The organism is Amycolatopsis sacchari (assembly GCF_900114035.1).
Lineage (GTDB): Bacteria > Actinomycetota > Actinomycetes > Mycobacteriales > Pseudonocardiaceae > Amycolatopsis_E > Amycolatopsis_E sacchari.
Window position 1 is genome coordinate 165,201 of record NZ_FORP01000009.1, and the last position, 26,476, is coordinate 191,676.

A 26,476-nucleotide genomic window follows, 5' to 3' on the forward strand; every position below is an offset into this window, starting at 1 on the left:
GGATCGCTCCGCTAGTCCGGCCGATAGGCGCGCAGAAAGGTGTCCACAGCGGCGTCGGCCACGGTGCGGGTGTCGGCGGTGGAGAGGGTGCGGGTGCCCGAGCGTGACCGGGCTTCCAGTGGGCCGGTGAGCAGCGCGAGGAACTGTTCCGCGGCCAGCGCCGGATCGCACCGGCGTAGCCGCCCGGCCAGCGACAGCCGGGCCAATCGATCCGCCAGCGCCTCGCTCAGCCGGTCCGACGTGCGCTCCCGCACCAGGTCGATCAGGTCCGGAAACCGGCTCGCCTGCCCGTGTGCGAGCGAGCGCAGCGCGCGGGCCCGCTCGCCGGCGCACACCCGCGCCATCCGGTACGCCACGTCCTCCAACGTCGCACGCAGGTCGCCCCCTGGTTCACGCAGCCGTTCGGCGATGGCGAGGTTTTCGGCCATCACCTCCTCCGCCGCGGCCAGCACGGCATGCCGGAACAGGTTCGCCTTGTCGGCCAGGTGGTTGTACACGGTCGGCTTGGCGACCCCGGCCTCCGCCGCGATCTCCTGCACACCTGCCTGGTCGTAGCCGTGCCGGGCGAACACGGTGAACGCGGCCGCCAGGATGGCCTGCCGCTTGTCGATCCGCCCCCGGGCCGATGTCGCCGTCACCACGCCATGGTATCCCGCCGGCCGCGCGGGTTTGAACTCACCGGTTCACTTCGATGGACCATGGTGCTACCGTACCTACTGGAACATCTAATTGAACTTGCCGGTTCAACTCGCGGAGGAAAACCCTTGATAGTCACCATGCTGCGCTTCACCTTCAGGGACGGGATGACCGAGGAACAGAAGGCCGAGGTGCTGGCCAGGATGCGGCGGACCGCGAGCGTGGAATCGGTGTCGTTCGGCACCGTCGGCCACGACATCGGTGACCCCGGCGAGGGGTACACGCACGCCTACGTGGTCGGCATCGCCGATCTGGCGGCACTGGAGCGGTACCTGCACGACCCGGTGCACGTCGAGGGCGATTTCGAGATCCTGCCGCACGTGGCGAAGCTGGCATCGATCCGGTTGTCCGACGACACCGACCCGGCCCTGGGCGAGAAGGTCATGGCGCTGCACCTGGCGAAGGTGGCGAAGTACCCGGAGTGGGGGAAGCTGATCGAATCGCTGTCCGGTGGACGGATCCCAGCGGACGCCTGACGAACAGCAACTCCGAGTCCACAATGGACCAAGCAGTGGGTACCGGCGGGCCATGACCCTGCCCGACGACAGCGGCCCACCAGCCCTGACCGGTCACACCTGGAAGGACCGATTCGTACACTCCCGTCATGCCCGATCCGGCCCTGCACCGCCTGCTCACCGAACTGACCCCTCGCGGTGAGCCGACGCAGCCCGTGCCGGACGGGAGCGAACTGGCCAGGGTCGCGGAGGTCCTGGGGCATGGGGCCGCGGGCTGGGCCGTGGAATTCAGCCGACACTGCTTCGACGCCGTGGTGGCCGACATCGGCGACGAACGGCCTCCCGTGTTCTTCACGACCCTCGCCCGCGCGATCGAACGATCGGTGGGCGAGCTGCTGCTCGCGCTCGGCGAGCACGGCCACCCATCCGGCCTGAACTCCGACCAGGTCGCGATCGTGGAGGTCCTGGCCCGAGAAGGGATGCCGTTCTCGCGGATCATCGACGGTCTGCGGATCATCCACCGGCAGTGGACGCAGGCGGTCCTCGACCGGATCGAGGGCCACCGGCCCGTTCAGGACCAACTCCGCCTGATGCGGACCACGACCGAGACGATGACCGGCTTCTTCGACCGGACGGTCGACGCCGTCATCGCCGCGCACCTGGACGAACGTCAGCGGCTGATCGCGCAACGGGTCGCCGGCCAGCGCGAGGTCGTCTCGGCGATCGTGGCCGGCCAGACCGTGGACCCCGCTGTGGCGCAAGCAGTTCTCGGTGTCGACCTCGATCAGCACCACCTCGCCTTCCTCGTGTGGCTCGACGATGCCGAGGAGGCCGGCCGGGGCAGCGCGGCGCACAGCTACCTCGAGGAGATCGCCCACGAGGTCTGCCGGACGCTGCACAGCTCCGGCCCCGTCGCCCCGACCACCCTCCGGGCCTGGGCCAGCCGGGCGCGGCCGTTCGGGGACCGGGACCTCGCCGCGGTTCAGGAGACGGCTTGGGCACCCGGCGTACGCCTCGCCGTGGGCCGACCGGGCACCGGAATCGCCGGTTGCCGCCGCAGCCACCTGACCGCGGACGACGTCCACCGGCTCGCTCGGTCACTCCCGATCGGCACCCCGGTCGTGCTGCATCACGACGTCGCGCTCATGACGCTGCTCGCCGGCGATCTCGAGCGGGCGCGCTGGTTCGTCACCGAGGAGCTGGGCCCCCTGGCCGCCGACGACGAGAGCGAGCTCCTCGGGAGGTCGACGGAGGAGCGCCGGCTCGAGACCCACGCGGCGTTGCGGCTCGCCGAGGTTCTCGGCCAGGCCCAGAGCTGAAGTACGGATGGTACAAGGCGGTGCGGATCTCTGGTTTGCGCATCCAGTGACACACCGGCCCCGACGCGCGATCCTCGTAGTCACGAACCCGATGGCGCAGGAGGATTCGCATGGCCGAGACCGCTGGATCCGCGACGACACCGCCAGTTCGCAACAACTGGCTCGAAGGCCCCTTCGCACCCGTCGACCAGGAAGTCACCGTGTACGACCTGGAGGTCACCGGTTCCATCCCGGATGACCTGGACGGCCGCCTGCTCCGCATGGGGCCGAACCCGGTGGACCCGGAGAACCCGGTGACCTACAACTGGTTCACCGGGAACGGCATGGTGCACGGGGTGCGGATCCGCGACGGCAGGGCGGAGTGGTACCGCAACCGGTTCGTCCGCGACGACCAGGTCGTCCGCAGCCGGGGGCTGGATCCGCTGCCCGGGCCCGAGCAGCTCGGTGGCGGCGCCAGGTACGTCGCGGACAACGTGGTGAACACGCACATCTTCCCGCACGCGGGCAAGACCTGGGCGTTCGCGGAAGCGGGCGTGCTGCCGATCGAGCTGTCCTACGAGCTGGAGTGCCTGGCCCGGTCGGACTTCGGCGGGAGCCTCAACGGCTCGTGGACAGGCCACCCGCACCGCGACCCCGTCTCCGGGGAACTGCACGGGATGACCTACTACCACGGCTGGGAGCACGTCAGCTACCAGGTGCTCGACACGACCGGTACGGTCCGCCGGACCGTCGACGTCCCGGTGCACGGCCGCCCGGTCGTGCACGACTGCGCGCTCACCGAGCGCTACGCGATCTTCCTCGACGGCCCGGTCGCCTACTCCGACGAACTGCTCAGGCAGGGCTACGCCTTCCCGTTCATGTGGGGCTTCGAGTACCCGACGCGCTGGGTCCTCGTCCCCAGGGACGGCGTGCCAGGGGACGTCGTTTCGGTGGAGGTCGACCGGTGGGCGGTCTTCCACATCCTCGGCGCGTACGACCTGCCGGACGGCCGGGTGGCACTGATCGGGCCGAGCAACTCCCGGATGTTCGTCACCGACCGGACCGGCCCCGGCGAGGTTCCGGGCAGCCTGAACCTGTACCTGATCGATCCCGTCACGCGCAAGACCGAGGTGAAGATCCTCGACGACCAGCCGCAGGAGATGCCGCGGCTCGACGACCGCCTGGTCGGCAGCAAGTTCCGCTACGGCTATTTCAGCGGCCGGGACCAGGGGGTGTCCACGCTGATCAAGCACGACCTCGACAGGTCCGCCAAGGAGCGCTACGCCTACGGCCCCGGCCGGTTCGGCATGGAGGCCGTGTTCGTCCCGCGGACCCCCGATTCCGCCGAGGACGACGGCTGGCTGATGACCTACGTGACCGACATGTCGACGCGGACCACCGATGTCGTCATCCTGCACGCGCAGGACCTGCAGGCCGGCCCGGTCGCGACGATCCACATCCCGTACCGGGTGCCGATCGGCTTCCACGGCAACTGGATCCCGGACGCGGAACTCGAAGAGCAGCGGAAGGGACTGGGACTGTGACCAGGCCGGTTCCCGACGGCACGAAGAGGGAGCAACTGCCCCCGGCGGTGATCGCACAGCTCAAGGCGCTGCCCCCGGCGATCACGCCGGAGCTGGGGCAGGCCGTCTGGGCGCTGCTGACGCCGTTCCACGAGAAGATCGGCTACACCGCCCCGCGGATCGACCGCGACCTGCGCTACGGCGACCATCCACGGCACCGCCTGGACGTGCACACGGGCGAGGAGCCTCCGGTGGCGGCCCCGGTCTTCCTGTTCGTGCACGGCGGCGGGTTCGTCGGCGGCGACAAGAACGTTCCCGGAACCCCCAGGCACGACCTCGTCGGTGCCTGGGCCGCCAGGCAGGGCTGGGTGGGGGTGACGATGACGTACCGCCTGGCCCCGGAGCACCAGTGGCCCGCGGGCGCGCAGGACGTCGCCGCCGCGGTCGGCTGGATCCGGGACAACATCGCGGGCCACGGCGGCGACCCCGGCAAGATCGTGGTCGCGGGGAACTCGGCCGGCGCGGTCCACGTGGCCTCGTTCATCACCGGCCAGGGCGGCGGCAGCCTGGAAGGCGTTGCGGGCGCGGCGCTCCTGTCCGGCATCTACGACCTGGCCCCGGACAATCGCGGCGCCCTCGAGCACGTCTACTACGGCGACACACCGGCCGAAGCCGCGTCCACGTTGCCGGGTCTGGTCGACTCTCCGGTGCCGCTGCTGTTCAGCGTGGCCGAACGGGATCCGGTGAACTTCCACGCGCAGGCGGCGGGCGTCGTGGCCGCCTGGCAGGCGAAGCACGGTGCCGTCCCGGACCTGGTCCGGGTCGAGGGCCACAACCACCTGTCGACGATCGCGAGCCTGGGAATCGACGAGCCGGCGCTCGGCGTGGCACTGCGCAGGTTCGTCGAACGGAACACCACGCGGGCAGGCGTGTTTTGACAGCCCTACCGGTCACGGCCTACGCGGTGCCGTTGTCAGCTGGGCTGCCACAACTCGATCCGGTTGCCCTCAGGATCGGTGACCCAGCCGAAGCGCCCGACGCCCTCGATGTCCTGAGTCTCGTCGGCCACGTCCGCTCCCTTGGCGCGCAGTTGCGCGAGCATCGCGTCGAGGTCGCGGACACGGAAGTCGAGCATCGTCTGCTGGGCGCGGGAGCCGAAGTACTCGGTTCCGGACTCGAAAGTCGCGAACACCGTCACCCCGGCTTCGGTGCGCCACAAGCCGTTCTCGTCGGCGTCCAGGCCCAGGCATTCGCGGTACCACGCACCCAGGGCCGCCGGGTCCGCGGCCCGCATGAAGTATCCGCCCACTCCCAGCACACGTTCCATCGCGCTAGCTTGCCAGGACCTCACTCGCTCGCGTCACACGCCGTCGTCGGTGAGGAGATGGCTCGGCCCCCGAGTGAGGTGCCCACCGCATTCATGCCCCGTCCTGACCCGGGAGGCTCCCGTCGCCGGTCGCGGCGGCATGTTCGGCGGGCGCGGTGAGATGCCTTGTGGCGCCCAGGGTTTCCCGGATGTGCCGGGCGAGGGCGTGCTGGTGGGGGTCGTTGATCCAGCGGTCGAACGCGACCTTGAACGCGGCGATCCCGATTTCGGCCGCGAGTGCCGCGGTGGTGGGATCCAGACCGCGTTCCCGAAGCGCGTGGGCGAGCGTGGAGACGAGTGAGGCCAGTTTGACCAGTTCACGTTCCTGCAGTTCGGGATTCGCGGCGATGACGGCTTGGCGCTGCCGCACCAGTTCGGCCCGTTCTTCGAAGACCGGAGCGGCTTCGGTCAGGGCGTGGGTGATCACCTCCAGTGGCGCCAGAGGGGCGGCGGCGGTGGCCGTGGCGCGCGCGAGGACGTCGGCGAGGGGGTTGGACTGGAAGAGGACTTCCCGTTTGTCGGCGAAGTGCCGGTAGAAGGTGCGTTCGGTGACCTCGGCCCGGGCGGCGATCTCCGCCACAGTGGTGGCCTCGAAGCCCTTGTCGTTGTAGAGCTCCATCGCCGCCTTCTCCAGACGGCCCCGTGCGTCGGGTTTCCACCGGCCCATGCTCCGATCCTACACAGCGATGACAGAATCTGACATCAGAGTGATGACAGAGGCTGACATGAGGTGTTAGCGTGATGTCGCGAACTGACATCACGGCTCCCTGGTCGGGAGCCCCGCAGCAGGAAGGCGTACGCCATGCGCGTATTCGTCACCGGAGCCTCCGGACATCTCGGCTCCGCCGTCGTCCCCGAACTCCTCGAAGCGGGACACCAGGTCGTCGGGCTGGCTCGCTCGGACAAGTCCTCCGCCGCGTTGGCGGCTGCCGGCGCCGAAGTGCACCGAGGCGACCTCGACGATCTCGACGGTCTGGCCTCGGCCGCCGCCGCGGCCGACGGTGTCATTCACCTGGCCTTCAAGCACGACGCCATGTTCGCCGGCGACTTCGACGGCGCGGTCGCGGCGGATCTGCGCGCCATCGAGGCGCTCGGGGACGCGCTCGCCGGCACCGGAAAGCCTTTGGTGACCACGTCGGGAACCGCGCTGTTCGCCTTCGCGGGACTGCACGACGTCCTCACCGAGGACCACGCGCTCGACGCAGGACCGCGGATCGACGCCGAGAACGCGGTGGTCACACTCGCCGGGCGCGGCATCCGCTCGTCCGTTGTCCGGCTCCCTCCGACCGTGCACAGCACGCTCGACCACCACGGCTTCATCCCGACCTTCATCTCCATCGCCCGGTCCAAGGGCGTCTCCGCCTACGTCGGCGACGGGGCCAACCGGTGGCCCGCCGTGCACACGCTGGATGCGGCACGCCTGTACCGGCTGGCGCTGGAATCCGCGCCGGCGGGGTCGCGGCTGCACGCCGTCGATGACGAGGGGATCACCTTCCGGCAGATCGCCGAGGGCATCGGCCGCGGGCTGAACCTGCCCGTGGTCAGCATCCCGCCGACCCAGGCCGAGGCCCACTTCGGCTTCCTGAGTGGCCACGCCCAGGCCGACAACCCGTCCTCGAGCACGCTGACCCGCGACCTCCTGGGCTGGAAGCCCGTCCAGCCCGGCCTCATCGACGACCTCGGCCGGCGCCACTACTTCGACGCCCCCGCGACGACCGCGCGCTGAGTCCCCTCTTCTCCGAACGACCGGCTGCTGCAAAGCCGAGAGGAAACGACATGAACACCAAGAACGCCCACGAGCGGCTCGATCCCGAACTCGCCGAGGCACTGAAGGCGGTGCCGATGACGGAGGCCGGGGTGTTCGACCTCGGCGACCTGGAGGGCACGCGCGCCGGCGTCCGCGCCTTCGCCGAGGCGATCGCGGCCCAGATACCGGATGAGTCATCCGTTTCGGCCGAAGAGGTCACCGTGGTCCGCCCTGACGGATCCACCCTCCCCATCCGGCTGCTGCGGCCGACCGAGGCAGCCGGGCCGCTTCCGGTGCTGCTCTGGTTCCACGGCGGCGGGCAGGTCATCGGGTATGCCGCCCAGGACGATCCCACCCTCAAGCGCCTGGTCCGGGAGGTCGGCTGCATCGTCGCCTCCGTGGACTACCGGCTCGCGCCGGAGGCTCCCGCCCCGGCCGCCGCCGAGGACGGCCTGCTCGCCTATCGCTGGCTTCGCGGTCAGGCGGCCGAGCTCGGCATCGACGAGGATCGCGTCGCACTGGCCGGGCAAAGCGGCGGCGGTGGTATCGCCGCGGCCACCGCGCTCATGATCCGCGACCAGGGCGAGCCGGCGCCGCTGTTCCAGGCGCTGAGCTACCCGATGCTCGACGACCGCAACACCACCGCGTCGAGTCACGAGGTCACCGACCTCGGCATCTGGGACCGCGCGACCAACATCCTGGCCTGGAACCTGATCCTCGGAGACCGCGCCGGCTCCGACGAGGTGCCCCCGTACAGCGCACCCGCGCGTGCGGCGGACCTCACCGGCCTGCCGCCCACCTTCATAGCGGCCGCCGAACTCGACGTCTTCCGCGACGAGGACCTGACCTACGCGATGCGGCTCCAGGCCAGCGGTGTGCCCGTCGAACTGCACCTGTACCCCGGCGCCTACCACGCCTGGGACCTCTTCGCCCCCGAAGCCGCGGTCAGTGCCGCGTACGTCCACGCCTGGTACGGATACCTGCGCCGCCAGTTCAGTGCCCGTCAGCGCTGAGCGTCCCGGTTCGGCCGCGCGGTGACGGCCCAGCAGGCCGCCACACGGGCGTGCCGACAGCCGGTAACCCGCCGAGGAAGCCTGCACCCACTTCGGCTTCCTCGGCGTCAGCCCCGACCCCGGAAGCGGAAAGCGATTACCCGCAGCCGCGGGTAAGCCGACTCCCTCAACCGAGAAGATCGAGGATCACGACGGATTGACGTCCAGACACCGTTCATTGCGGGACTGAAGGCCCTGAACAGCCAGAAAGCCGGGCAAGCGGGCGCGTCTCAGCCAATGCACGCCTCGTAGTTATCGACCGGTCCGTCACTGAGCGAAGCGCCAGCCCATCGAAGATCCCACCCAGCGAGGCCCAGCGTTGATGCAGACGCCCGCGTTCGGACTCGGGTGAGCACTACCGCGAGGCTCAAGCCGGATCCCGCGGATCTCGATCAACAGACCGGCACTGGCCGAACCGCTGACGCCGATCATGAATTACACTCTGCGGACCTGCGCGAGGTCCGGCCGAATCACGACACGTCAACCCATAGTTCGTCGGCCACCGCTTCGACGCGCAAACCAGCGCCAGTGAATCGTATTACGACACCTACGACTCTTTCTTCCGGGTTTTTGATCGGCGTCGTATCATGAATTCTTTGCCCTATCAAACCAGAGAAGGGAGGAGCAGCCGAAACATCGAATGCCGTCCATTTACCCGACGCCTCGATAAATTCTCGGTTCTCTACCGTCTGCTCGCCAGTGAATGGATCGCGCCACCGTCCCGTTTCCACTTTCAAATCTTCACCGTTCGCGGCAGCATCGAACCATAGAACCGTGTCATCATCACACGTCAGTTCTAGCGGGCCGTTTTGATCCGTAATTTCGCCCTGAAAGACGTATAGGATACGACGCAGAAGTGTGACATTTTTGCCACGCAGATTGACCACTTCGCCACTGAGGTGTCGCATCCTTGATCCATCCGTTGCACATTCCGCCTCGCATGATTGTAACAAAGGAACCGACAGCCTCGGTAAGGGCCACATCCTCATCTTTACGATAGAACCAGTAGTCGTAACCGCCACCGCGCTTCGGGTTCCAGGCGAACGGGGTATGTTGTAACGAGTGAACCAGTTGTAGACCGTGATTTCATCGGAATCGACCACCACTTTCGAATTCACTCCTACAACCCAAGCGAACCAGGCGGCGAAGCCCATGAAGACACTCGGACCGATGCTATCACTGAGGGAATTCGCGGCAGGGACAAGGATAATCAGCGCGAGCGCAGTAGCAAGTGTACCGGTGAATACAATCCAAGCAAGGCTGAATTGCGCACGATTACGCAGTACCGTGGATTTGCGAGCGTCTTTCACCGTTCCCCTTTCCGCCAGCCTCACCCTCCCCGCCGGCGGCGAAGCAGTCAACGAGCCGATCCCCTTCCCCACCACCGGCGGCGGCAGCGGAAACCTGGTCGTCAGCCTGCACCTGCCCACCGCGGTCACCCTCACACCCGTCCACGCCAAGGCCGACACGGTCTACCCGGCGAACGGGAACTCCACCACGGACGCCGCCGGCGCCCCCGACCCGGGATGCGACGACCAGCGCACCCGGGTCGACCGGCTCCCCGGCACCCAGGGCAGCAACCCGCCCGGCAGCGTCGTCAACATCAGCCGCTCAGGTCTTCCCGCCCAGGACGACAGGCCCCTGGCCGACGGCTCCGGCACCACCGCCGCCGACGTCGCGGAGACTGTGGAGAATGAGGATTCCCTGGCGCGCTCGACAGAGGCGCGTCTGATCGGACAGGAGCCTCAGCCCAGCATGAACCGAGCACTCCGCACAACACTCGTGGAGGCTGCGGCACCGGTTTCACCGACGTCGACACCACACGCATTCTGACGGACGCAGTAAGCGACAATCCGGCCATGTGGCCCCCAGCAGCCCCGGAGAACCATCCACGACCCAGCGCAACGAAAAACCCTCCGACCAGCGCTAATGCGCCATCCGGAGGGCCTTGAAACCTGTGGAGCTAAGGGGACTCGAACCCCTGACCCCCTCACTGCCAGTGAGGTGCGCTACCAGCTGCGCCATAGCCCCGTGCGGAGGTGAACCCCGCGTGGTGTGTGCCTACAGTACCCGACCGCCGCCGGCGCCCCGCACGGGGGGTCCCGTTACAGACCCCCCGGCGCGGGAAGCGTCAGGACTGGGACACGAGGTCGGTGACCCAGCTGGGCTTGGACCAGTCGATCTGCGTGCCGTTGTGCAGGATCGTCGGGGTGCCCTGGAACGTCGGGTCGGCCGAGATCTTCGTCAGCGCGGCGTTCAGGGGCTGGTTGTACGTGCCGTTGTCGACGCACGTGGCGAACTCCGGCGCGGTGATGCCCAGGTCCTGCCCCAGTTTGACCAGCTGCGCGTTGTCGTACCCGCGCTGCCCCTCCTCGGGCTGGCTGGCGAACAGGCTGTCGTGGTAGGCGGTGAACTTGCCCTGGTCCGCGGCGCACAGGGCGGCGTTCGCGGACGCCAGCGAGTAGCCCGGCGGGTCGGAGCGGTTGTTGAGCAGCGGGATCATGTGGTAGGTGACCTGCAGTTTCCCGGCCTCGATCTGCTGCTCGATCTGCTGCCCGTAGGCCTTCTGCAGCTGCCCGCAGTACGGGCACAGGAAGTCGGCGTAGATGTCGATCTTCGCGGGGGCGTTGCCGAGGCCCGAGACGACCGTGGCGTCGTGGCGCTCGTTCGCCGTGTCCAGCGCCGCGTTCGCCGTCACCGGCGCGATCGACTGGCCCTCGGTCTGGTTCTTCGACGAGTTCGTCCAGATCACGCCACCGACGACCAGCGCCGCGAGCACCACCACGGCGACGACCGCGACGATCGTCTTCCGGTTGCCGCCCGACGATCCGCGCGCCTGCGCCACCGCCCGCGCGCCGGCCGACTGCGCCTGGCGGCGTTTGCGTGCGGACCGCTCCGCTCCACCCACTTGTTTCAGATCCTTTCTGCTTCTTGCACGGCCACCGGCCGCTCACGACCGGAACGCAGCCAGCCGTCGACCGCGAGCCTCGTCCGCGACCGCACGATCAACCACCCCGCGAGCACGAGGAAGCCCACGTCACGCGCGATTTCCTGGGGGTACTGGGTCTGCCCCTGCGCCACCTGGCCACCGCCGCCGAAGCAGCCGCAGTCGATCGTCAGCCCGCGGGCCCACGACTGCGCCACCCCGCCGATGAACAGCACCAGCAGCACGGCCGAGCCGACCGCGGCGGCCCTGGTCAGCAGCCCGGCGAGCAGCAGCACGCCCAGCGCCAGCTCGAGCAGCGGCAACCCGGTCGCCACCGGGTGCAGCAGCCCGTCGGGCAGCAGCTCGTAGGCCTTCACCGCGAGGTACGTCTGCCCGGGGTCGGCGAACTTGATGGTCCCCGACACGAGCCACACCGCGGCCAGGCCGAGCCGCACCACGGTCCCGACGGTGTCGAGTACGGGTTGGGAAGGCCGGAACACGCGCTTAGGCTATCGACACGTCCTGAGAAATTTGTGAGGTCACGCCGCGCGGGCGGGAAGGAGCAGCCGGTGCCGCTCGTTCGGGTGATCGCGGTCCTCCTGCTCCTGACCGGACTGGCGTCGTGCTCGTCGCCGGATCCGAACACGCTGCTCGGCAAGGCCGACAGCGGGCACCTGACCATCGGCATCCGCTTCGACCAGCCAGGACTCGCCGAGCACACCCTCGACGGCCGGTTCGTGGGCTTCGACGTGGACGTCGCCGAGTTCGTCGCCGGGCAGCTCGGGGTCAAGCCCTCCGGCATCACCTGGCGGGAGACGACGTCCGCGACCAGGGAGACCGACCTCACGTCCGGCACGGTGGACCTCGTCGTCGCCACGTACTCCATCACCGACAAGCGCAAGCAGCTCATCGCGTTCGCCGGCCCCTACTTCGAGACCGGCCAGGACCTGCTGGTGCGCCGCTCCGACACCGCGATCACCGGCCCGGAGGCGCTCAACGGCCGCCGCCTGTGCTCCGTCACCGGCTCCACCCCCGCGCAGGAGGTGAAGGCCCGCTTCGCGCAGGCCGTGCAGCTGGTCGAGTACCCGCGCTACCCCGACTGCGTGACGGCGCTGCTCGCCGGGCAGGTCGACGCCGTGACCACGGACGGCGTGATCCTCGCCGGGTACGTGACGCAGAACCCCGAGCTGCTCAAGGTCGTCGGCAAACCGTTCTCGACCGAGCGCTACGGCATCGGCCTGCGCAAGGGCGACCCGCAGGGCCAGGCCGCCCTCGACGACGCGATCAAGAAGATGATCGACACCGGCCGCTGGGCGGACTCGCTGCGCGCCAACATCGGCCCCTCCGGCTACCCGCTGCCCGCCCCGCCCGCGGTGACCGAACGATGAAGCTGCCCGACCTGCCCGTCCGCGAGGTGCTGGGCGAGCTGCACGACGCACTGTCCGCGCACGGCACGGCCGTGCTCGTCGCCCCGCCCGGCACCGGCAAGACGACCGTGGTCCCGCTCGCGCTCGCCGAACGCGCGACGGGCCGCATCGTGGTCGCCGAGCCGCGCCGTCTCGCCGCGCGGGCGGCTGCGAGCCGCATGGCGTCCCTGCTCGGCGAGGAGGTGGGCGAGACCGTCGGCTACTCCGTGCGCGGCGACCGCAAGGTCTCGGCCCGCACGCGGATCGAGGTCGTCACGTCCGGGCTGCTCGTGCGGCGGCTGCAGGGCGATCCCGAACTCCCCGGCGTCGACACGGTGCTGCTGGACGAATGCCACGAACGCCACCTCGACGCCGACCTCCTGCTGGCGCTGCTGCTCGACGTCCGCGGCGGGCTGCGGGAGGACCTGCGCCTGCTCGCGACCTCCGCGACCGTCGCGTCCGGCCGCCTCGCGGAGCTGCTCGGAGACGCGCCCGTGATCACCGCGCACGCGCGGACGTTCCCCGTCGAAGTCCGCTACGTCCCGCCCGCGCGCAACGAGCGCGTCGAAGCCACCGTCGCCAGGGCCGTTCGCACCGCACTGTCCGAAGGGGACGGTGACGTGCTCGCGTTCCTGCCCGGTGCGGGGGAAATCGCGAGAACCACGGCACTGCTGAACGACCTCAACGTCCTGCCGCTGCACGGCAGGCTCTCCCCCGCCCGTCAGGACGCGGCCCTGCGCCCCGGTCCGGAACGGCGTGTCGTGCTCGCGACGGCCCTCGCGGAGTCGAGCCTGACCGTGCCCGGCGTGCGCGCGGTCGTGGACTCGGGGCTCGCCCGCGTACCGCGCGTGGACCACCGCCGCGGCCTGCCGGGACTGGCCACAGTGCGCGTTTCGGCGGCCGTCGCCGAGCAGCGCGCCGGACGCGCGGGCCGCGAAGCACCGGGGCGGGCGTACCGGTGCTGGGCGCAGTACGAGCAGGCGAGCCTCCCCGCGTACCCCGAGCCCGAGATCCGCACGGCCGACCTCAGCCGGCTCGCGCTCGAACTCGCCTGCTGGTCCACCCCGGACGGCGCGGGCCTGGCGTGGTGGGACCCGCCGCCGGAAGGACCACTCGACGCCGGCCAGGAGCTCCTGCGCACGCTGGGTGCGCTGGCGCACGGCAAGGTCACCGAGCGCGGCAGGCGGATGGCCGCGCTGGGCCTGCACCCCCGCCTCGCGCGGGCGCTGCTCGACGGCGCGGAGCAGGTCGGACCGCGCTCGGCCGCGGAGGTCGTCGCGCTGCTGGACGCCGGGGGCACGCTCACCGACGTCGAGGCCGAGTTGCGGAGGCTGCGGGACACGCGTGACGAGCGGTGGCGCGCCGAGGTCCGCCGCCTGTCGCGGCTCGTGCCCGCGGCGCCGGAAGCACCCGACCCCGCGCTGGTCGTCGCCCTCGCCCACCCCGAGCGGCTGGCGCGCCGCCGCGAACCGGGTTCTCCCGTGTACCTGATGGCCGGCGGCACGGCGGCCGAACTGCCGCGCGGCAGCGGCCTGGGCGACGGGGAATGGCTCGCCGTCGCCGAAGCGACGCGGGATCCGGGCCGCGCGCAGGGCGTCATCCGGCTCGCGGCGCACGCGGACGCCGAGCTGGCGGTCAGGGCCGCACCGAACCTGGTGTCCGAAGTGGACGAAGTGCGCTGGGACGGCGATGTCGTCGCCCGCCGGGTGCGCCGACTCGGCGCGATCGTGCTGAGCGAGAAGCCGTTGCGCGACCCGGACCCCGAGCTGGTCCGGCAGGCGCTCGCCGAGGGGCTGCGCAAGGAAGGGCTCGGGCTCCTGCGGTGGACGCCGGAAGCCGTGCGGCTGAGGGAAAGGCTCGCGTTCCTGCACCGCGTGCACGGGGAACCGTGGCCGGGCATGTCCGACGAAGACCTGCTCGCCGCAGCGGAGAACTGGCTCGGCACGGCCCGCCGCCGCGCCGACCTCGCGCGGATCGACACCGTGCAGGCGCTGCGGAACCTGCTGCCGTGGCCGGAGGCCGGACGACTCGACGAACTCGCCCCCGACCGGCTCGAAGTGCCTACCGGCTCCCGGATCCGGGTCGACTACTCGACCGGAGAGCCGGTACTCGCGGTGAAACTGCAGGAGACCTTCGGCTGGCTCGCCACGCCACGCGTCTCCGGGGTGCCGGTGGTGCTGCACCTGCTCTCCCCCGCCGGCCGTCCCGCCGCGGTCACCGGCGACCTGGAATCCTTCTGGCGCAACGGTTATCCGTCGGTGCGGGCGGAGCTGCGCGGCCGCTACCCCAAGCACTCCTGGCCGCAGGACCCGCTCAGCGCGGCACCGACCCGCCGCTGACGTCCCCCAGCAGCGTGCGCTGCGGCACGGTGGGCAGCCGCTGCTCCAGCTCGTCGTCCTCGCGTTCGTGCAGGCCCAGCAACACGGCCTGGCGGATCTGCTCGCGGTTCTCCCGCACCACCTCGGCGAAGAAGACGTCGATGCGCGGGTCCACCAGCACCTCCAGGATCACGCGCATCGTCGTGTCGAGCACGGTGCCGACGATCTCGTCGTGGAACGGCAGCCGCGACAGGCGCCCGGCCTGCCGGTCGGCCTTGAGCTTCTCGGTGATGATCGCGCGCAGCATCTCCTGGTGCTCCCCCAGCGACCGCGCGAGGTTCTCCGGGTAGTTGCCGGTCTCGACCACCTTGACCACCTCGTCCATGACCGCGACGGTGATCGGCTTCTTGATCGCCAGCACGATCGGCCGCGACAGCCGTTCCACGAGCCGCTGGGTGAACAGCTCGCCGAACGCCCTGTCCGCCGTGCGCGCGAGCCGCACCAGCACCACGACCACCCGCAGCAGCCGGAACCCGCGCAGCGCCGGGTGGGCGATCGGGATCATGCCGAGCACCTCGTACCAGTTGCGCAGCGGGAACCGGCGGTCCCAGCGGGCGCGGCGCCAGCGCAGGAGGAACTCGACGAGGAAGATCCCGCAGATCGCCGTGTCGGCGACGAAGATCCAGTGCGCGACCTCGGCCGGGTGGGGGAAGAACGTGACGTAGGCGAGCAGCCCGACGGAAACGATCGCCAGCGCGAGCATGGCCAGGTCGAGCGGGCTCACCCTCCGAGAAGTCATGTCCGCATTCTGGCCGAAGGCCCACTTCAGCGCGTCGTGACCGTGATCAGTTCCAGCACCTGCGGCCAGGACAGCGCGAAGGCCTCGGCGTTCGCCGGGTCGCCGTGCCACTGCCGGTTGCTGAACCCGTGCCCGGCCTGCGGGTAGACGTGCACGATGCTCGGCCCGGTTTCGCGGGACTGCAGCGCGGTCTGCAGGCGCTGGAAGCTCTCGTGGGGGACCAGTTCGTCCTGGCCGGGGTACAGCATCATCACGGGTGCCTTGATGCGCGCGGTGTGCTCGACGGCGTCGACGGTGTGGTTCGGGGCGGGGGTGCCGGGGACGGTGGGGTGGTAGGCGACGACGTTGGCGAGCCGGTCGTCGCGGCCACCGAGGATCAGGGCGAACCGGCCGCCGAGGCACCAGCCGATCACCCCGGCCCTGGTGCAGCCGAGTTCGCCGAGCAGGTGGTCGAGCAGGCGGCGCTGCTCGTCGAGGCAGGTCTCGTCATCGAGCCGCGTCATGCGCTCGTGCAGTTCCTCGGCGGGGGTGTCGTCGCTGCTCACGCCGTGCCACGGGTCCCAGGTCAGCGCGGTGAGACCGCGGCGCGCGAACTCGTCGGCCCAGTCCCGGATCTGCTGCCCGATGCCGGTGATCATGGGCAGCAGGAGCATGCCGTGCGGGGAGCCGCCCGCGGGCCGGGCGAGGTAGGCGCGCAGGCCGCCGACGGTGACGTACTCGGTCTCGATGTGCACTGTCATGCGGGAAACCGTAGCGAGATGAGATGATCGGGAGATGGACGACCGCACTCTCGCCGCGCAGCTCGGCAGCCTGCCGGAGGGCGTCGCGGCGCTGCCGGAGGCGCAGCAGGAGGACCTCGCGGAGGCGTTGCGGGCGGCGCGGCGGCGGCAGGCGAGAGCACTGGCGAAGGCCGGGGACGAGGCGCTGCGGTTCGTCCCGGCGCTGCTGCGGCCCGCGGTGCGCAAGGCCATGGGGCTGTAGATGAGCTCCGACGCGGAGATCCGGAAGCTGGCGCGCGTGCTCGGCGTGGCGCCGGAGCGGTTTTCCTACCTGCGGGACGTGCCCGCCGCCGACCTGCGGCTGCTGCGGGACCAGGTGACGAGCGTGTTGTTCGACGCGCACCGCGGGGCGCTGGAGCGGATGGCGGGGGCGAGCAGGCTGCTGCCCACCCCCCTGCTGGCGCGCATGGCGGAAAGCGTTTTCGGGCCGGTGCTGTCGGCGCGCATCGCCGGTCTCGTCGAGGTCAGCCGCGGGGTGGACATCGCGAAGCGGCTGTCGCCCGGCTTCCTCGCGGACGTGGCGGCCGAGCTGGACCCGCGCCGCGCGGCGGGGATCATCGCGGGTTTCCCGCCGCCGCTGGTGGTGGCGGTCGCACGGGAACTGGCGCGGCGGGAGGACTGGATCACCATCGCGCGCTTCGTGGACACCCTCCCGGAGACGGCGATCGTGGCCAGCCTGGGCGCGATCCCGGAGCACGCACTGCCCCGGGTCGCCGAGCTACTCGACGACCCGGCGCGGGTGCACTACCTCACCGACCTGAAAGCCACCCACGACAGCAGAGGCCGCAACAGCTCCTGATCCGTGATGTTCGCGCGGCACCGCGTGGGTCATGCCTTGGCGGCGTTCGCCGCGATGGCGTCGGCAATCCGGTTCCACGCGCTTCCGGGCAAGGAGTGCCCCATGCCCGGGATCACCAGCAACTCGGCACCGGGCACCGCGGCCGCTGTGGCGCGTCCGCCGCTCACGTCGACCAGAGGATCGCTATCGCCGTGGATGACCACCGTCGGGAGCTTCAGGCCGCGCAGGGCATCGGTACGATCGGCAGCCGTCGCGTTGGCGGCGATGTGACGAAGCGTGCCGGCCGGGTGGTAGGCGCGGTCGTATGCGGCGGTGGCCCGGCGGACCAGCTCCTCGTCATCGGCCTCGATACCCGGCCCCCCGATGAGGCGGTGGAGTCTGACATCCGCGGCGATCGCCGTCTCGCGGTCGTCACCGGACGAAGGCACCAGGGCAGTGGGGTCGTCCAGGGTGGACTTTCCGACAGAGCGGTCGCTCGTGCTCGACATGATCGAGGCGAGGCTGTCAACGAGCTCGGGGCTGTCGATGGCGAGCTGTTGAGCGATGCCGCCGCCCATGGAGGCCCCGACCAGGTGGGCATGGGAGATGCCCAGCGCGGCGAGCAGGCCGGCGGCATCGGCGACCATGTCGGACAGGTGATAGCGCACGGTTGAGAAATCGCCGTGGAGCAGTCCGGTGAGGTCGACGTCGCCGAGCTCATCGAGCCAGGTGGACAGACCGACGTCGCGGTTGTCGAAGCGGATCACGGAGAAGCCGTGGCCGGCGAGAAGCTCACAAAATCCGTCCGGCCACGCGAGAAGCTGCTCGCCAACTCCCATGATCAGCAACATCGGCGGAGCACCGGGATCTCCGAACCTCTCGTAATGGATTTCGATACCGTTCGACTGGACGAAAGGCACGTTGGTCCCCTCTTGACCTGATGTGTCGCCGCTGTGTGGACGAGCCTCCTCACCGAGGATGACAGCGGACCGCGCCAACGTCAAGAAAGAACGTTCTACCTACTACCGAGACGCGCCCCGTGACACCGAGCTGGGTTCGCTCCGGTGTTCGCGAAGGCGGAACACCGCCTACCTAAGCCGCGACGATGAGGTAGATCCCGTACCCCACAACGGCCACACACACGGCGAAGCACACCACCGCCGTCGTGAGCCCGCTCCCGCCGCTGGCGCCGGTCTCCCGCGCCGTGGTGCGCGCCGCGAGGCCACGCACCCCCACCGCGAACAGGCTCGTGAGCACGCTCACGGCGACCAGCGCGATCAGGAACACGCTGCCGAGGGCAGCCCAGTCGATCTTCATGGCGCTCCTCAGGCGGCCGCGGCGACCGGCTCGGCCGACGACTCGTTGACGTTCTGCGCGGTCACCGGGTTGCGGCGCGACCACAGGTAGATGACCACGGCGATGGCGACCCCGGCCACGCCCACCAGCACCGTGCCGACGCTGCCGCTGCCCGCGACCTCCGCCGCGATGGCACCGACGACCGCCGCCGCGGGCAGGGTGAACAGCCACGCCAGCGCCATCCGGCCGGCCACGCCCCAGCGCACCTCGGCGAGCCTGCGCCCGACACCGGAACCGATGATCCCGCCCGAGCAGACGTGCGTCGTGGACAGCGCGAAACCGAGGTGCGACGACGCGAGGATCGTCACCGCGGCACTGGTCTCGGCCGCGAACCCCTGCGGGGTCTGGATTTCGGTGATCTTCTTGCCCATCGTCTGGATGATGCGCCAGCCGCCGAGGTAGGTGCCGAGCGCGATCGCGGTACCCGCGCTGAGCACGACCCACAGCGGCGGCCCGGACCCGGCGGCGAGCGAACCGGACGCGATCAGCGTCAGCGTGATCACACCCATCGTCTTCTGCGCGTCGTTGGTGCCGTGCGCGAGCGAGACGAGCGAGGCGGACAGCGCCTGCGCGGTCTTGAACGTCTTCGACACGACGTCCTGCCGCGCGGACGCGGTGATGCGGTACACGAGGAACGTGCCGACCACCGCGACCAGACCCGCGACGAGCGGCGAGGCCACGGCGGGGATCAGGATCTTCTCGACGACCGCGGCGAAGTGCACGGCGTCCGCGCCCGACGCGATCCACGTCGCGCCGATCAGGCCGCCGAACAACGCGTGCGAGGAGCTGGACGGCAGGCCGAACAGCCAGGTCAGCAGGTTCCAGATGATCGCGCCGACGAGCCCGGCGAACACGACCGTCGGGGTGACCTTCGTGTCGTCGACGATGCCGCCGGAGATCGTCTTGGCGACCTCGATGGACAGGAACGCGCCGACGAGGTTGAGGACCGCGGAGATCGAGACCGCGACCTTGGGCTTGAGCGCGCCCGTGGCGATGGACGTCGCCATGGCGTTCGCGGTGTCGTGGAAGCCGTTGGTGAAGTCGAAGGCGAGTGCCGCGACCACCACCACGATGACGATGAGTGAGGGGTCCACGTACTCGGACGATACCGAGCGAGTGAATCAGCCGAGCGGGCTCGGATTGAACATCCGGTGAACTCCCCGCCGGAAAACCGCCCAGGTCAAGGGGACCCCCGGCCGGTAGGCGAGGTGCGTCACCGACGGTGCGTCGAGGACCTGGAGATCAGCGCGGCCACCTGGGCGGATGAACCCCACGTCGTCCCGGCGCAACGCCGCCGCACCTCCCGCGGTGGCCGCCCACACGGCTTCCTCGACGGTCATCCGCATCTGCAGCACGGCCGTCGCGACGCAGAACGCCATCGACGTCGTGTACGAGCTGCCCGGGTTGGCGTTCGTGGCGAGCGCGACGACCGCTCCCGCGTCGAGCAGCCGCCGCGCGGGGGCGAGCGGCTGGCGGGTGGACAGGTCGCACGCGGGCAGCAGCGTCGCGACCGTGCCGGAACCGGCGAGCGCCGCCACGTCGTCGTCGGTGAGGTACGTGCAGTGGTCGACGCTCGCCGCGCCCGCGCGGACCGCGAGCCGCACACCGGGACCGGGGCCGAGCTGGTTGCCGTGCACCCGCACACCGAGCCCGCGCTTCACCGCCGCCCGCAGCACCCGCTCCGACTGCGCTTCGTCGAACGCGCCCTCCTCGCAGAAGACGTCGACCCACCGCACGTGTTCCGCGACGGCGTCGAGCATTTCACCGCACACGAGGTCCACATAGGACTCAGCATCAACACCTGGCGGGACGAGGTGCGCACCGAGGAACGTGACCTCGTCGACGACCTCCGCGGCGATCCTCGCCGACCGCAGTTCGTCCACAACGGACAATCCGTACCCGGTCTTGGTCTCCAGGAACGTCGTGCCCTGCCGCTCCGCCTCCGCGACGTGCCTGCGCAGGTTCGCCGCCAGCGCCTCGTCGGATGCCGCCCTCGTCGCCTCGACGGTCGTCGCGATCCCGCCTGCCGTGTAGGGCTTTCCGGCCATGCGCGCGGCGAACTCGACGGTCCGGTCCCCCGCGAACACCAGGTGCGTGTGGCTGTCCACCCAGCCGGGCAGCACCGCCCTGCCGCCCACGTCGAGCCGCTCGTCGGCGTCCGGTGCCGCGCCGGACGCCCCGGCCCAAGCGATGCGCTCACCGTCGAGCACGACAGCCGCGTCGTGCCGTGTGCCCAGCTCGGGGTCGTTGGTCGTCAGCTCGCCGATGTTGTCGATCAGGATCGCCACAGCGCCTCGATTTCCTCCGCCAGCACCACTTCCGGTCGTTCGACCAACTGGTGCACGCCGTCCCGGACGACCTCACGGCCCGCGACGAGCACGTCCGTCACGTCCGCCGCACTCGCCGTCAGCAACACGGCCTCCGGATCCGTACCGGCCGTCCTCCGGGATTTCAGGTCCACCGCAACGAGATCCGCCGGAGCACCGGGGAACAAACCCGCACGATCCCACCCGAGAGCCTCGTGATCGGTCGACGCCGCCAGCAACTCGGCCACGCTGAAGCGGCCGCGCCGCTCCGACGCCAACCGCTCGTCCATCTCCAGTGCCCGCGCCTCCTCGAACGGGTCGACGACGGCCTGGCTGTCGCTGCCGAGGCACAGCCCCACCCCGGCGTCGGCGAGCGCCCGCGCCGGCCCGATGCCGTCGCCGAGGTCCCGTTCCGTGGTCGGGCAGAAGCACACGCGAGTGCCGGTCCCGGCCAGCGCACGGATGTCGTGGCGCGTCAGGTGCGTGCCGTGCACCGCGACCGTGCGCGGCCCGAGCAACTCCGCTTCGGCGAGCAGTTGCGTGGGTGTCCGGCCGTGGTAGGCGAGGCACTCGGTGTTCTCCGCGCGCTGCTCGGACAGGTGGACGTGCAGTGGTCCGGACCAGCTCGCCAGCACGGGCAGCTGCTCCACCGGCACCGCACGCACCGAGTGCACGGCGGCACCCACGCGGGTCAGGCCCTCCGGCCGCAAGTCCGCGACGCGGGCCGCCCACGACTCGCCGTCCCCGTCGCCGAACCGCCGCTGCCGCTCGTCGAGCTCGCGGCCGAATCCTCCGGCGAGGTAACAGGTGTCGAGCAGCGTCAGCCGGATTCCCGCGTCGGCCGCGGCCCGCGCCAGCGCGTGCCCCATCGCGTTGGGATCGTCGTAGGGACGACCGCCCGGGGCGTGGTGGAGGTAGTGGAACTCGCCGACGCTGGTGTAGCCGGAAAGCGCCATCTCGGCGTACACACCGCGGGCCAGCCGGTAGTACGAATCGGGATCGAGCCGCGCGGCCAGCTCGTACATCCGTTCGCGCCACGTCCAGAACGTGCCGCGCTCCCCGTGCGTCCGTCCTCGCAAGGCCCGGTGGAAGGCGTGCGAATGCCCGTTGGCGAAGCCGGGCAGGACGAGCCCGGTGAGCACGGTTCCCGCGCGCGGTGCCCCTGGCGTGACCTCGGTGTAGACGCCGTCCTCGACCTCCAGCCGGACCCCGGTGGCGGGTCCGTCCGGCAGCCAGGCCAGCTCCGCCCAGTAGGTCGTCATGTCGACAAGTCCCCGAGTGTCTCGGTGAGGGCCCGCACGCCGTGCTCCACGTCGTCGTCCTCCGCGAACTCCTCCGGCGCGTGGCTGATCCCGGTGGGATTGCGCACGTAGAGCATCCCCGCCGGGACGTGAGCGGCGAGCACGGCGGCGTCGTGCCCTGCGCCGGTCGGCAGTTCCGGCACCCCGCCCAGCCGGTCGCGCAAGCGCTTTCTCAGCCCGGAGTCGAAGGTGACGGTGTCGCTGAAGGACTCCTCGGTGAGGCGCACCTCGCACCCTTCGTCCGCGGCGGCCTGGCGCGCGACCTCGGCGATCTCGTCCACCACCGGACGTGCCGGCCCCCGCGCGTCCAGCCACAGGTCCACAGTGGACGCGATCACGTTAGTACCACCCGGTTTCGGCAGGATCCTGCCCACGGTCGCCCTCGCGCCCGCCACCTTCGACGCGATCCGGCGGGCCGCCGACACGACCGCCGCGGCGGGCAGCATCGGGTCGTGCCGGTCGGTCATCAGCGTGGCACCGGCGTGGTTCCCCTCGCCGGTGAACGTGAACCGCCACCGGCCGTGGGCGAGCACCGTGCTGCCGACGGCGACCGGCGAACCGAGGTCGACCAGCCCCCGCCCCTGCTCGACGTGCAGCTCCAGAAAGGTGCCGATCCGGGAAAGCGCTTCCTCGTCCCGGCCGAACCGCTCCGGCGCGAACCCCATCCGCCGCGCCGCCTCCGCGAGCGTCACGCCATCCGGATCCCGCAACGCCCGCGCCCTGTCCGCGTCGATCGCGCCGGTGAGCAGCCGCGATCCCAGGCAGGGCACGCCGAACCGGCCGCCCTCCTCCTCCGCGAACACGAGCACCGCGAGCGGCCGACGTGGCCGCACACCGGATTCCTTCAACCGCGCCACGGCGTCGAGCGCGCTCACCACACCGAGCGGGCCGTCGAAGGCACCGCCGCCCGGCACGGAATCGAGGTGGCTGCCGGTCACGACCGCGCCGGGCCCCGGAGTTCCCCACCACGCCCAGAGGTTGCCGTTGCGGTCGGTCTCCACGTCGAGCCCGCGGCGCCCCGCCTGCTCGGTGAACCACGTCCGCAGTTCCCCTTCGGCCGAGTCGAAGACGTGCCGCGAGTAGCCGCCACGCGACCGGTCCCGCCCGACGTCCGCGATCTCGCCGAGCAGCCCGACGGCGCTCACGGACGCTCCAGCATCGGCACCCGCAATCCGCGTTCCCTGGCCACTTCCGCCGCCCGGTCGTACCCGGCGTCCACGTGCCGCAGCACGCCCATCCCCGGGTCGTTGGTCAGCACGCGCTCGATCTTCTGCCCGGCTAGCTCGCTCCCGTCGGCCACGCACACCTGCCCCGCGTGGATCGACCGGCCCATGCCGACGCCGCCGCCGTGGTGGATCGACACCCAGCTCGCCCCCGACGCGGTGTTCACCAGCGCGTTGAGCAGCGGCCAGTCGGCGATGGCGTCCGAACCGTCCGCCATGCCCTCGGTCTCGCGGTACGGCGAGGCGACGCTGCCGGAGTCGAGGTGGTCGCGGCCGATCACGACCGGTGCGGACAGCTCACCGCTCGCCACCATCTCGTTGAACCGCAGGCCCGCCAGGTGCCGTTCGCCGTAGCCCAGCCAGCAGATCCGCGCCGGCAGTCCCTGGAACGCGACGCGCTCCCCGGCGAGCCGGATCCAGCGGGCCAGCGACTCGTTCTCGGGGAACAGGTCGAGGATCGCGCGGTCGGTCGCGGCGATGTCGGCGGGATCGCCTGACAGCGCCGCCCACCGGAACGGGCCCTTGCCCTCGCAGAACAACGGGCGGATGTAGGCGGGCACGAAGCCGGGGAAGTCGAAGGCCCGCTCGCAACCGCCCAGTTTCGCCTCGCCGCGCAGGGAGTTGCCGTAGTCGAACACCTCCGCGCCCGCGTCGAGGAAGCCCAGCATCGCGGACACGTGCTGCGCCATCGACGCCCTTGCCCGTTCGGTGAACTCCTCCGGCTTGCTCGCCGCGTAGTCGTGCCAGTCCTCGACGCTGACACCGACCGGCAGGTACGCCAGCGGATCGTGCGCGGACGTCTGGTCGGTGACGACGTCCACCTCGACACCCCGCCGCAGCAACTCCGGCAGCACCTCGGCCGCGTTGCCGATGACCGCGACCGAAAGCGCTTTCCCCTCCTGCTTCGCCTGCGTCACCCGACGCACCGCATCATCCACATCGGACGCCAGCTCGTCGAGGTACCGCGTTTCCAGCCTCCGGCGCGCACGCTCGGGATCGCATTCGACGACCAGCACCGCGCCGCCGTTCATCGTCACCGCGAGCGGCTGCGCCCCGCCCATCCCGCCGAGCCCGGCGGTCACCGTCAGCGTCCCCTTCAGCGAGCCGCCGAACCGCTTTTCCGCCACGGCCGCGAAGGTCTCGTACGTGCCCTGCAGGATGCCCTGCGTGCCGATGTAGATCCACGAACCGGCGGTCATCTGCCCGTACATCGTCAGGCCGAGCTGCTCCAGCCGCCGGAACTCCGGCCAGTTCGCCCAGTCCCCCACCAGGTTCGAGTTCGCGAGCAGCACTCTCGGCGCCCACTCGTGCGTCCGCAGCACCCCGACGGGCTTGCCGGACTGCACCAGCAGGGTCTCATCATCGTCCAAAGTGGTCAGACACCGGGTGATGGCCTCGAAGCTCGGCCAGTCGCGGGCCGCCTTGCCGGTGCCGCCGTAGACGACCAGGTCCCGCGGCCGTTCGGCGACCTCGGGGTCGAGGTTGTTGTGCAGCATCCGCAGCGCTGCCTCGGTCTGCCAGCTCTTCGCGGTCAGCTTCGGCCCGCGTGCGGCTCGGACGGTCATGCTTCCTCCAGTGCCTCGAGAACGGCTCCCGACCTGACGAGTTCCTCCACCGCGGCGATTTCCGGGGCCAGGTGCCGGTCCGGCCCCGGCCCGCCGGCCCGCTCCCGCACGAGGTCCCGCACCGCCGCGGTCACGGGCGCGGGGCGCAGGGGCGCCCGCAGGTCCAGCGCCCGCGCGGCGGTCAGCAGCTCGACGGCGAGCACCGTGGTCAGCCCGTCCACGGCGCGGCGGAGTTTGCGCGCGGCCGACCAGCCCATCGAGACGTGGTCCTCCTGCATCGCGCTGTTGGGGATCGAATCCACGGACGCGGGTACGGCGAGGCGTTTCAGCTCGCTCACCACGGCCGCCTGCGTGTACTGGGCGATCATGTAGCCGGAGTCGACGCCGGGATCGTGCGCGAGGAACGCGGGCAGCCCCTGGGAACGCGTGATGTCGAGCATCCGGTCGGTGCGGCGCTCGGCGATGCTCGCGACGTCAGCGGCCGGGATCGCCAGGAAGTCCAGCACGTAGGCGATGGGTGCGCCGTGGAAGTTGCCGTTGGACTCCACGCGGCCGTCGGCGAGCACGACGGGGTTGTCGATCGCCGCCGCGAGTTCCCGGTCGGCGACCAGTTCCCCGTGGCTGACGGTGTCGCGCGCGGCGCCGTGCACCTGCGGGGCGCAACGCAGCGAGTACGCGTCCTGCACGCGGGTGCAGTCCGGCCCGCGGTGGCTCGCGACGATCTCGGAACCCCGCAGTGCGGCGGACATCCGGCGTGCCGACCGGGCCTGTCCCGGGTGCGGCCGCAACGCCTGCAGGTCGGCGGCGAACGCGCGATCGGTGCCCAGCAAGGCTTCCACGCTCATCGCGCCGGTGAGGTCGGCGGTGTCAAGCAGCCGGTTCAGGTCGGCGAGCGCGAGCACCAGCATGCCGAGCATGCCGTCGGTGCCGTTGGTGAGCGCGAGCCCTTCCTTCTCCGCCAAGGTCACCGGCGTGAGCCCCGCGTCGCGCAACGCGTCGGCGGCGGGCCTGCGGTTGCCGTCGCGGTCGAACACCTCACCCTCGCCCATGAGCGCGAGCGCGACGGCCGCGAGCGGTGCGAGATCCCCGGAACAGCCGAGCGAACCGTACTCGTGCACCACCGGCACGAGCCCCGCGTTGAGCAGCCCGGCCAGCGCGGCCGCGGTCTCCGGACGTATGCCGGTGTAGCCGGTGGCCAGCGTGCTCAGCCGCAACAACATGAGCGCCCGCACGACCTCGGGCTCCACGGCGGGGCCGGCACCGGCGGCGTGCGAGCGGATCAGCGAGCGCTGCAGTGCGGTCCGCCGGTCCGGTGGGATGTGCCGGATGGCGAGCGCCCCGAACCCCGTCGAAACGCCGTACGTGGGCTGCTCCGCCTCCGCCAGCGCATCGATGTGACGACGGGTCTCCGCGAGGTTCTTCAGCACGGTCTCGCCCAGCTCGACGCGCGCGCCCCCGCGCGCGACCGCCACCACCTGCTCCCGGCTCACCGGGCCCGCATCCAACCGCACTGTGCGTTCCATCAGCCCATTGCACAGCGCGAGGGACCACCGGGACAGGAGGCGATCACCCGGTTGTGTCT

Annotated in this window: 27 protein-coding genes and 1 tRNA gene; 11 read left to right on the forward strand and 17 right to left on the reverse strand. The window is 70.7% G+C overall.

The features are described 5' to 3' along the window. Nucleotides 1-11: 11 nt before the first annotated feature. Nucleotides 12-638 carry a TetR/AcrR family transcriptional regulator gene (locus tag BMZ92_RS17560; protein ID WP_245783110.1) on the reverse strand — a complete coding sequence of 209 codons (627 nt, stop codon included), beginning with the start codon at nt 636-638 and terminating at the stop codon, nt 12-14. Between the two features lie 138 nt (nt 639-776). Here BMZ92_RS17560 and BMZ92_RS17565 point away from each other — a divergent pair, with 138 nt between their 5' ends. The 4 genes from BMZ92_RS17565 (at nt 777) to BMZ92_RS37420 (ending at nt 4,910) form a co-directional block, all read left to right on the forward strand. Further along, entirely contained in the window at nt 777-1,172 is a 396-nt protein-coding gene (locus BMZ92_RS17565; protein ID WP_281245180.1) for a Dabb family protein, read from the forward strand. Nucleotides 1,173-1,300: 128 nt separating this feature from the next. Further along, complete coding sequence (locus BMZ92_RS17570; protein WP_091508762.1) at nt 1,301-2,470, forward strand: RsbRD N-terminal domain-containing protein; 1,170 nt, start codon at nt 1,301-1,303, stop codon at nt 2,468-2,470. Between the two features lie 110 nt (nt 2,471-2,580). Further along, the gene (locus tag BMZ92_RS17575; RefSeq protein WP_091508765.1) at nt 2,581-3,993 is read left to right on the forward strand and encodes a carotenoid oxygenase family protein; all 1,413 of its coding nucleotides are present in this window, start codon (nt 2,581-2,583) and stop codon (nt 3,991-3,993) included. Beyond that, nucleotides 3,990-4,910 carry an alpha/beta hydrolase gene (locus tag BMZ92_RS37420; protein ID WP_177228745.1) on the forward strand — a complete coding sequence of 307 codons (921 nt, stop codon included), beginning with the start codon at nt 3,990-3,992 and terminating at the stop codon, nt 4,908-4,910. Before BMZ92_RS17575 ends, BMZ92_RS37420 begins: the two co-directional genes overlap by 4 nt. A gap of 35 nt (nt 4,911-4,945) precedes the next feature. Here the strand turns inward: BMZ92_RS37420 and BMZ92_RS17590 are convergent, their stop codons facing one another. Together BMZ92_RS17590 and BMZ92_RS17595 are read right to left on the reverse strand one after the other, a co-directional pair. Then, on the reverse strand, nt 4,946-5,299 hold the full coding sequence (locus BMZ92_RS17590) for a VOC family protein (RefSeq protein ID WP_091508769.1): 354 nt from the start codon (nt 5,297-5,299) through the stop codon (nt 4,946-4,948). 91 nt (nt 5,300-5,390) lie between these two features. Then, entirely contained in the window at nt 5,391-6,005 is a 615-nt protein-coding gene (locus BMZ92_RS17595; protein ID WP_091508771.1) for a TetR/AcrR family transcriptional regulator, read from the reverse strand. A gap of 135 nt (nt 6,006-6,140) precedes the next feature. On the opposite strand from BMZ92_RS17595, the gene BMZ92_RS17600 reads away from it, so the two are divergent. Together BMZ92_RS17600 and BMZ92_RS17605 are read left to right on the forward strand one after the other, a co-directional pair. Further along, nucleotides 6,141-7,064, forward strand: a complete 924-nt coding sequence (locus BMZ92_RS17600; RefSeq protein WP_091508774.1) for an SDR family oxidoreductase — start codon at nt 6,141-6,143, stop codon at nt 7,062-7,064. Between the two features lie 50 nt (nt 7,065-7,114). Continuing rightward, nucleotides 7,115-8,098 (forward strand): alpha/beta hydrolase, encoded by a 984-nt coding sequence (locus tag BMZ92_RS17605; RefSeq protein ID WP_091508775.1) that lies wholly within the window; start codon nt 7,115-7,117, stop codon nt 8,096-8,098. Between the two features lie 509 nt (nt 8,099-8,607). Here the strand turns inward: BMZ92_RS17605 and BMZ92_RS36870 are convergent. Beyond that, a complete protein-coding gene (locus BMZ92_RS36870; RefSeq protein ID WP_143249876.1) occupies nt 8,608-9,447 on the reverse strand; it encodes a hypothetical protein in 840 nt (279 codons plus the stop codon). On the opposite strand from BMZ92_RS36870, the gene BMZ92_RS17610 reads away from it, so the two are divergent. Beyond that, the gene (locus BMZ92_RS17610) at nt 9,425-9,970 is read left to right on the forward strand and encodes a hypothetical protein (protein WP_091508778.1); all 546 of its coding nucleotides are present in this window, start codon (nt 9,425-9,427) and stop codon (nt 9,968-9,970) included. The genes BMZ92_RS36870 and BMZ92_RS17610 overlap by 23 nt on opposite strands. A gap of 125 nt (nt 9,971-10,095) precedes the next feature. Here the strand turns inward: BMZ92_RS17610 and BMZ92_RS17615 are convergent. The 3 genes from BMZ92_RS17615 to BMZ92_RS17625 form a co-directional block, all read right to left on the reverse strand. Beyond that, nucleotides 10,096-10,168, reverse strand: a tRNA-Ala gene (locus tag BMZ92_RS17615). A 100-nt stretch (nt 10,169-10,268) separates the two neighbouring features. After that, nucleotides 10,269-11,045 carry a DsbA family protein gene (locus BMZ92_RS17620; protein ID WP_091508779.1) on the reverse strand — a complete coding sequence of 259 codons (777 nt, stop codon included), beginning with the start codon at nt 11,043-11,045 and terminating at the stop codon, nt 10,269-10,271. Nucleotides 11,046-11,050: 5 nt separating this feature from the next. Continuing rightward, entirely contained in the window at nt 11,051-11,563 is a 513-nt protein-coding gene (locus tag BMZ92_RS17625) for a MauE/DoxX family redox-associated membrane protein (RefSeq protein ID WP_091508782.1), read from the reverse strand. 69 nt (nt 11,564-11,632) lie between these two features. On the opposite strand from BMZ92_RS17625, the gene BMZ92_RS17630 reads away from it, so the two are divergent. Together BMZ92_RS17630 and hrpB are read left to right on the forward strand one after the other, a co-directional pair. After that, nucleotides 11,633-12,451 (forward strand): glutamate ABC transporter substrate-binding protein, encoded by an 819-nt coding sequence (locus tag BMZ92_RS17630; RefSeq protein ID WP_091508783.1) that lies wholly within the window; start codon nt 11,633-11,635, stop codon nt 12,449-12,451. Next, nucleotides 12,448-14,808 carry an ATP-dependent helicase HrpB gene (gene hrpB, locus BMZ92_RS17635; protein WP_091508786.1) on the forward strand — a complete coding sequence of 787 codons (2,361 nt, stop codon included), beginning with the start codon at nt 12,448-12,450 and terminating at the stop codon, nt 14,806-14,808. Before BMZ92_RS17630 ends, hrpB begins: the two co-directional genes overlap by 4 nt. Here the strand turns inward: hrpB and BMZ92_RS17640 are convergent. Both BMZ92_RS17640 and BMZ92_RS17645 read right to left on the reverse strand, forming a co-directional pair. After that, nucleotides 14,783-15,586, reverse strand: coding sequence for a hypothetical protein (locus tag BMZ92_RS17640; protein ID WP_091508788.1), 804 nt, complete (start codon nt 15,584-15,586; stop codon nt 14,783-14,785). The two genes, hrpB and BMZ92_RS17640, sit on opposite strands and share 26 nt — an antisense overlap. Nucleotides 15,587-15,612: 26 nt before the next feature. Continuing rightward, the gene (locus BMZ92_RS17645; protein WP_091508790.1) at nt 15,613-16,326 is read right to left on the reverse strand and encodes a dienelactone hydrolase family protein; all 714 of its coding nucleotides are present in this window, start codon (nt 16,324-16,326) and stop codon (nt 15,613-15,615) included. A 34-nt stretch (nt 16,327-16,360) separates the two neighbouring features. Between BMZ92_RS17645 and BMZ92_RS17650 the strand changes: the two genes are divergently transcribed. Together BMZ92_RS17650 and BMZ92_RS17655 are read left to right on the forward strand one after the other, a co-directional pair. Next, complete coding sequence (locus tag BMZ92_RS17650) at nt 16,361-16,567, forward strand: hypothetical protein (protein ID WP_091508792.1); 207 nt, start codon at nt 16,361-16,363, stop codon at nt 16,565-16,567. Continuing rightward, nucleotides 16,568-17,164, forward strand: a complete 597-nt coding sequence (locus BMZ92_RS17655; protein ID WP_091508795.1) for a hypothetical protein — start codon at nt 16,568-16,570, stop codon at nt 17,162-17,164. It begins immediately after the preceding gene. A 29-nt stretch (nt 17,165-17,193) separates the two neighbouring features. On the opposite strand, the gene BMZ92_RS17660 is transcribed toward BMZ92_RS17655, so the two are convergent. The 8 genes from BMZ92_RS17660 to hutH all read right to left on the reverse strand — a co-directional run bounded on the left by BMZ92_RS17660 (nt 17,194) and on the right by hutH (nt 26,417). Further along, nucleotides 17,194-18,063 (reverse strand): alpha/beta fold hydrolase, encoded by an 870-nt coding sequence (locus tag BMZ92_RS17660; protein WP_091508797.1) that lies wholly within the window; start codon nt 18,061-18,063, stop codon nt 17,194-17,196. Between the two features lie 172 nt (nt 18,064-18,235). Further along, entirely contained in the window at nt 18,236-18,460 is a 225-nt protein-coding gene (locus tag BMZ92_RS17665; protein ID WP_091508799.1) for a hypothetical protein, read from the reverse strand. Between the two features lie 8 nt (nt 18,461-18,468). Beyond that, nucleotides 18,469-19,593: an inorganic phosphate transporter gene (locus BMZ92_RS17670; RefSeq protein ID WP_091508801.1), complete on the reverse strand. Its 1,125-nt coding sequence runs from the start codon at nt 19,591-19,593 to the stop codon at nt 18,469-18,471. A gap of 27 nt (nt 19,594-19,620) precedes the next feature. Continuing rightward, nucleotides 19,621-20,787: an imidazolonepropionase gene (gene hutI, locus BMZ92_RS17675; protein WP_091508803.1), complete on the reverse strand. Its 1,167-nt coding sequence runs from the start codon at nt 20,785-20,787 to the stop codon at nt 19,621-19,623. Then, nucleotides 20,775-22,067, reverse strand: coding sequence for a formimidoylglutamate deiminase (locus BMZ92_RS17680; RefSeq protein ID WP_091508805.1), 1,293 nt, complete (start codon nt 22,065-22,067; stop codon nt 20,775-20,777). Before BMZ92_RS17680 ends, hutI begins: the two co-directional genes overlap by 13 nt. Then, nucleotides 22,064-23,251, reverse strand: coding sequence for an allantoate amidohydrolase (locus BMZ92_RS17685; RefSeq protein ID WP_091508807.1), 1,188 nt, complete (start codon nt 23,249-23,251; stop codon nt 22,064-22,066). The genes BMZ92_RS17680 and BMZ92_RS17685 overlap by 4 nt, the downstream gene beginning before the upstream one ends. After that, the gene (gene hutU, locus BMZ92_RS17690; protein WP_091508810.1) at nt 23,248-24,894 is read right to left on the reverse strand and encodes a urocanate hydratase; all 1,647 of its coding nucleotides are present in this window, start codon (nt 24,892-24,894) and stop codon (nt 23,248-23,250) included. The genes BMZ92_RS17685 and hutU overlap by 4 nt, the downstream gene beginning before the upstream one ends. Next, nucleotides 24,891-26,417, reverse strand: a complete 1,527-nt coding sequence (hutH, locus tag BMZ92_RS17695) for a histidine ammonia-lyase (protein WP_091508812.1) — start codon at nt 26,415-26,417, stop codon at nt 24,891-24,893. Before hutH ends, hutU begins: the two co-directional genes overlap by 4 nt. Between the last annotated feature and the right edge of the window lie 59 nt (nt 26,418-26,476).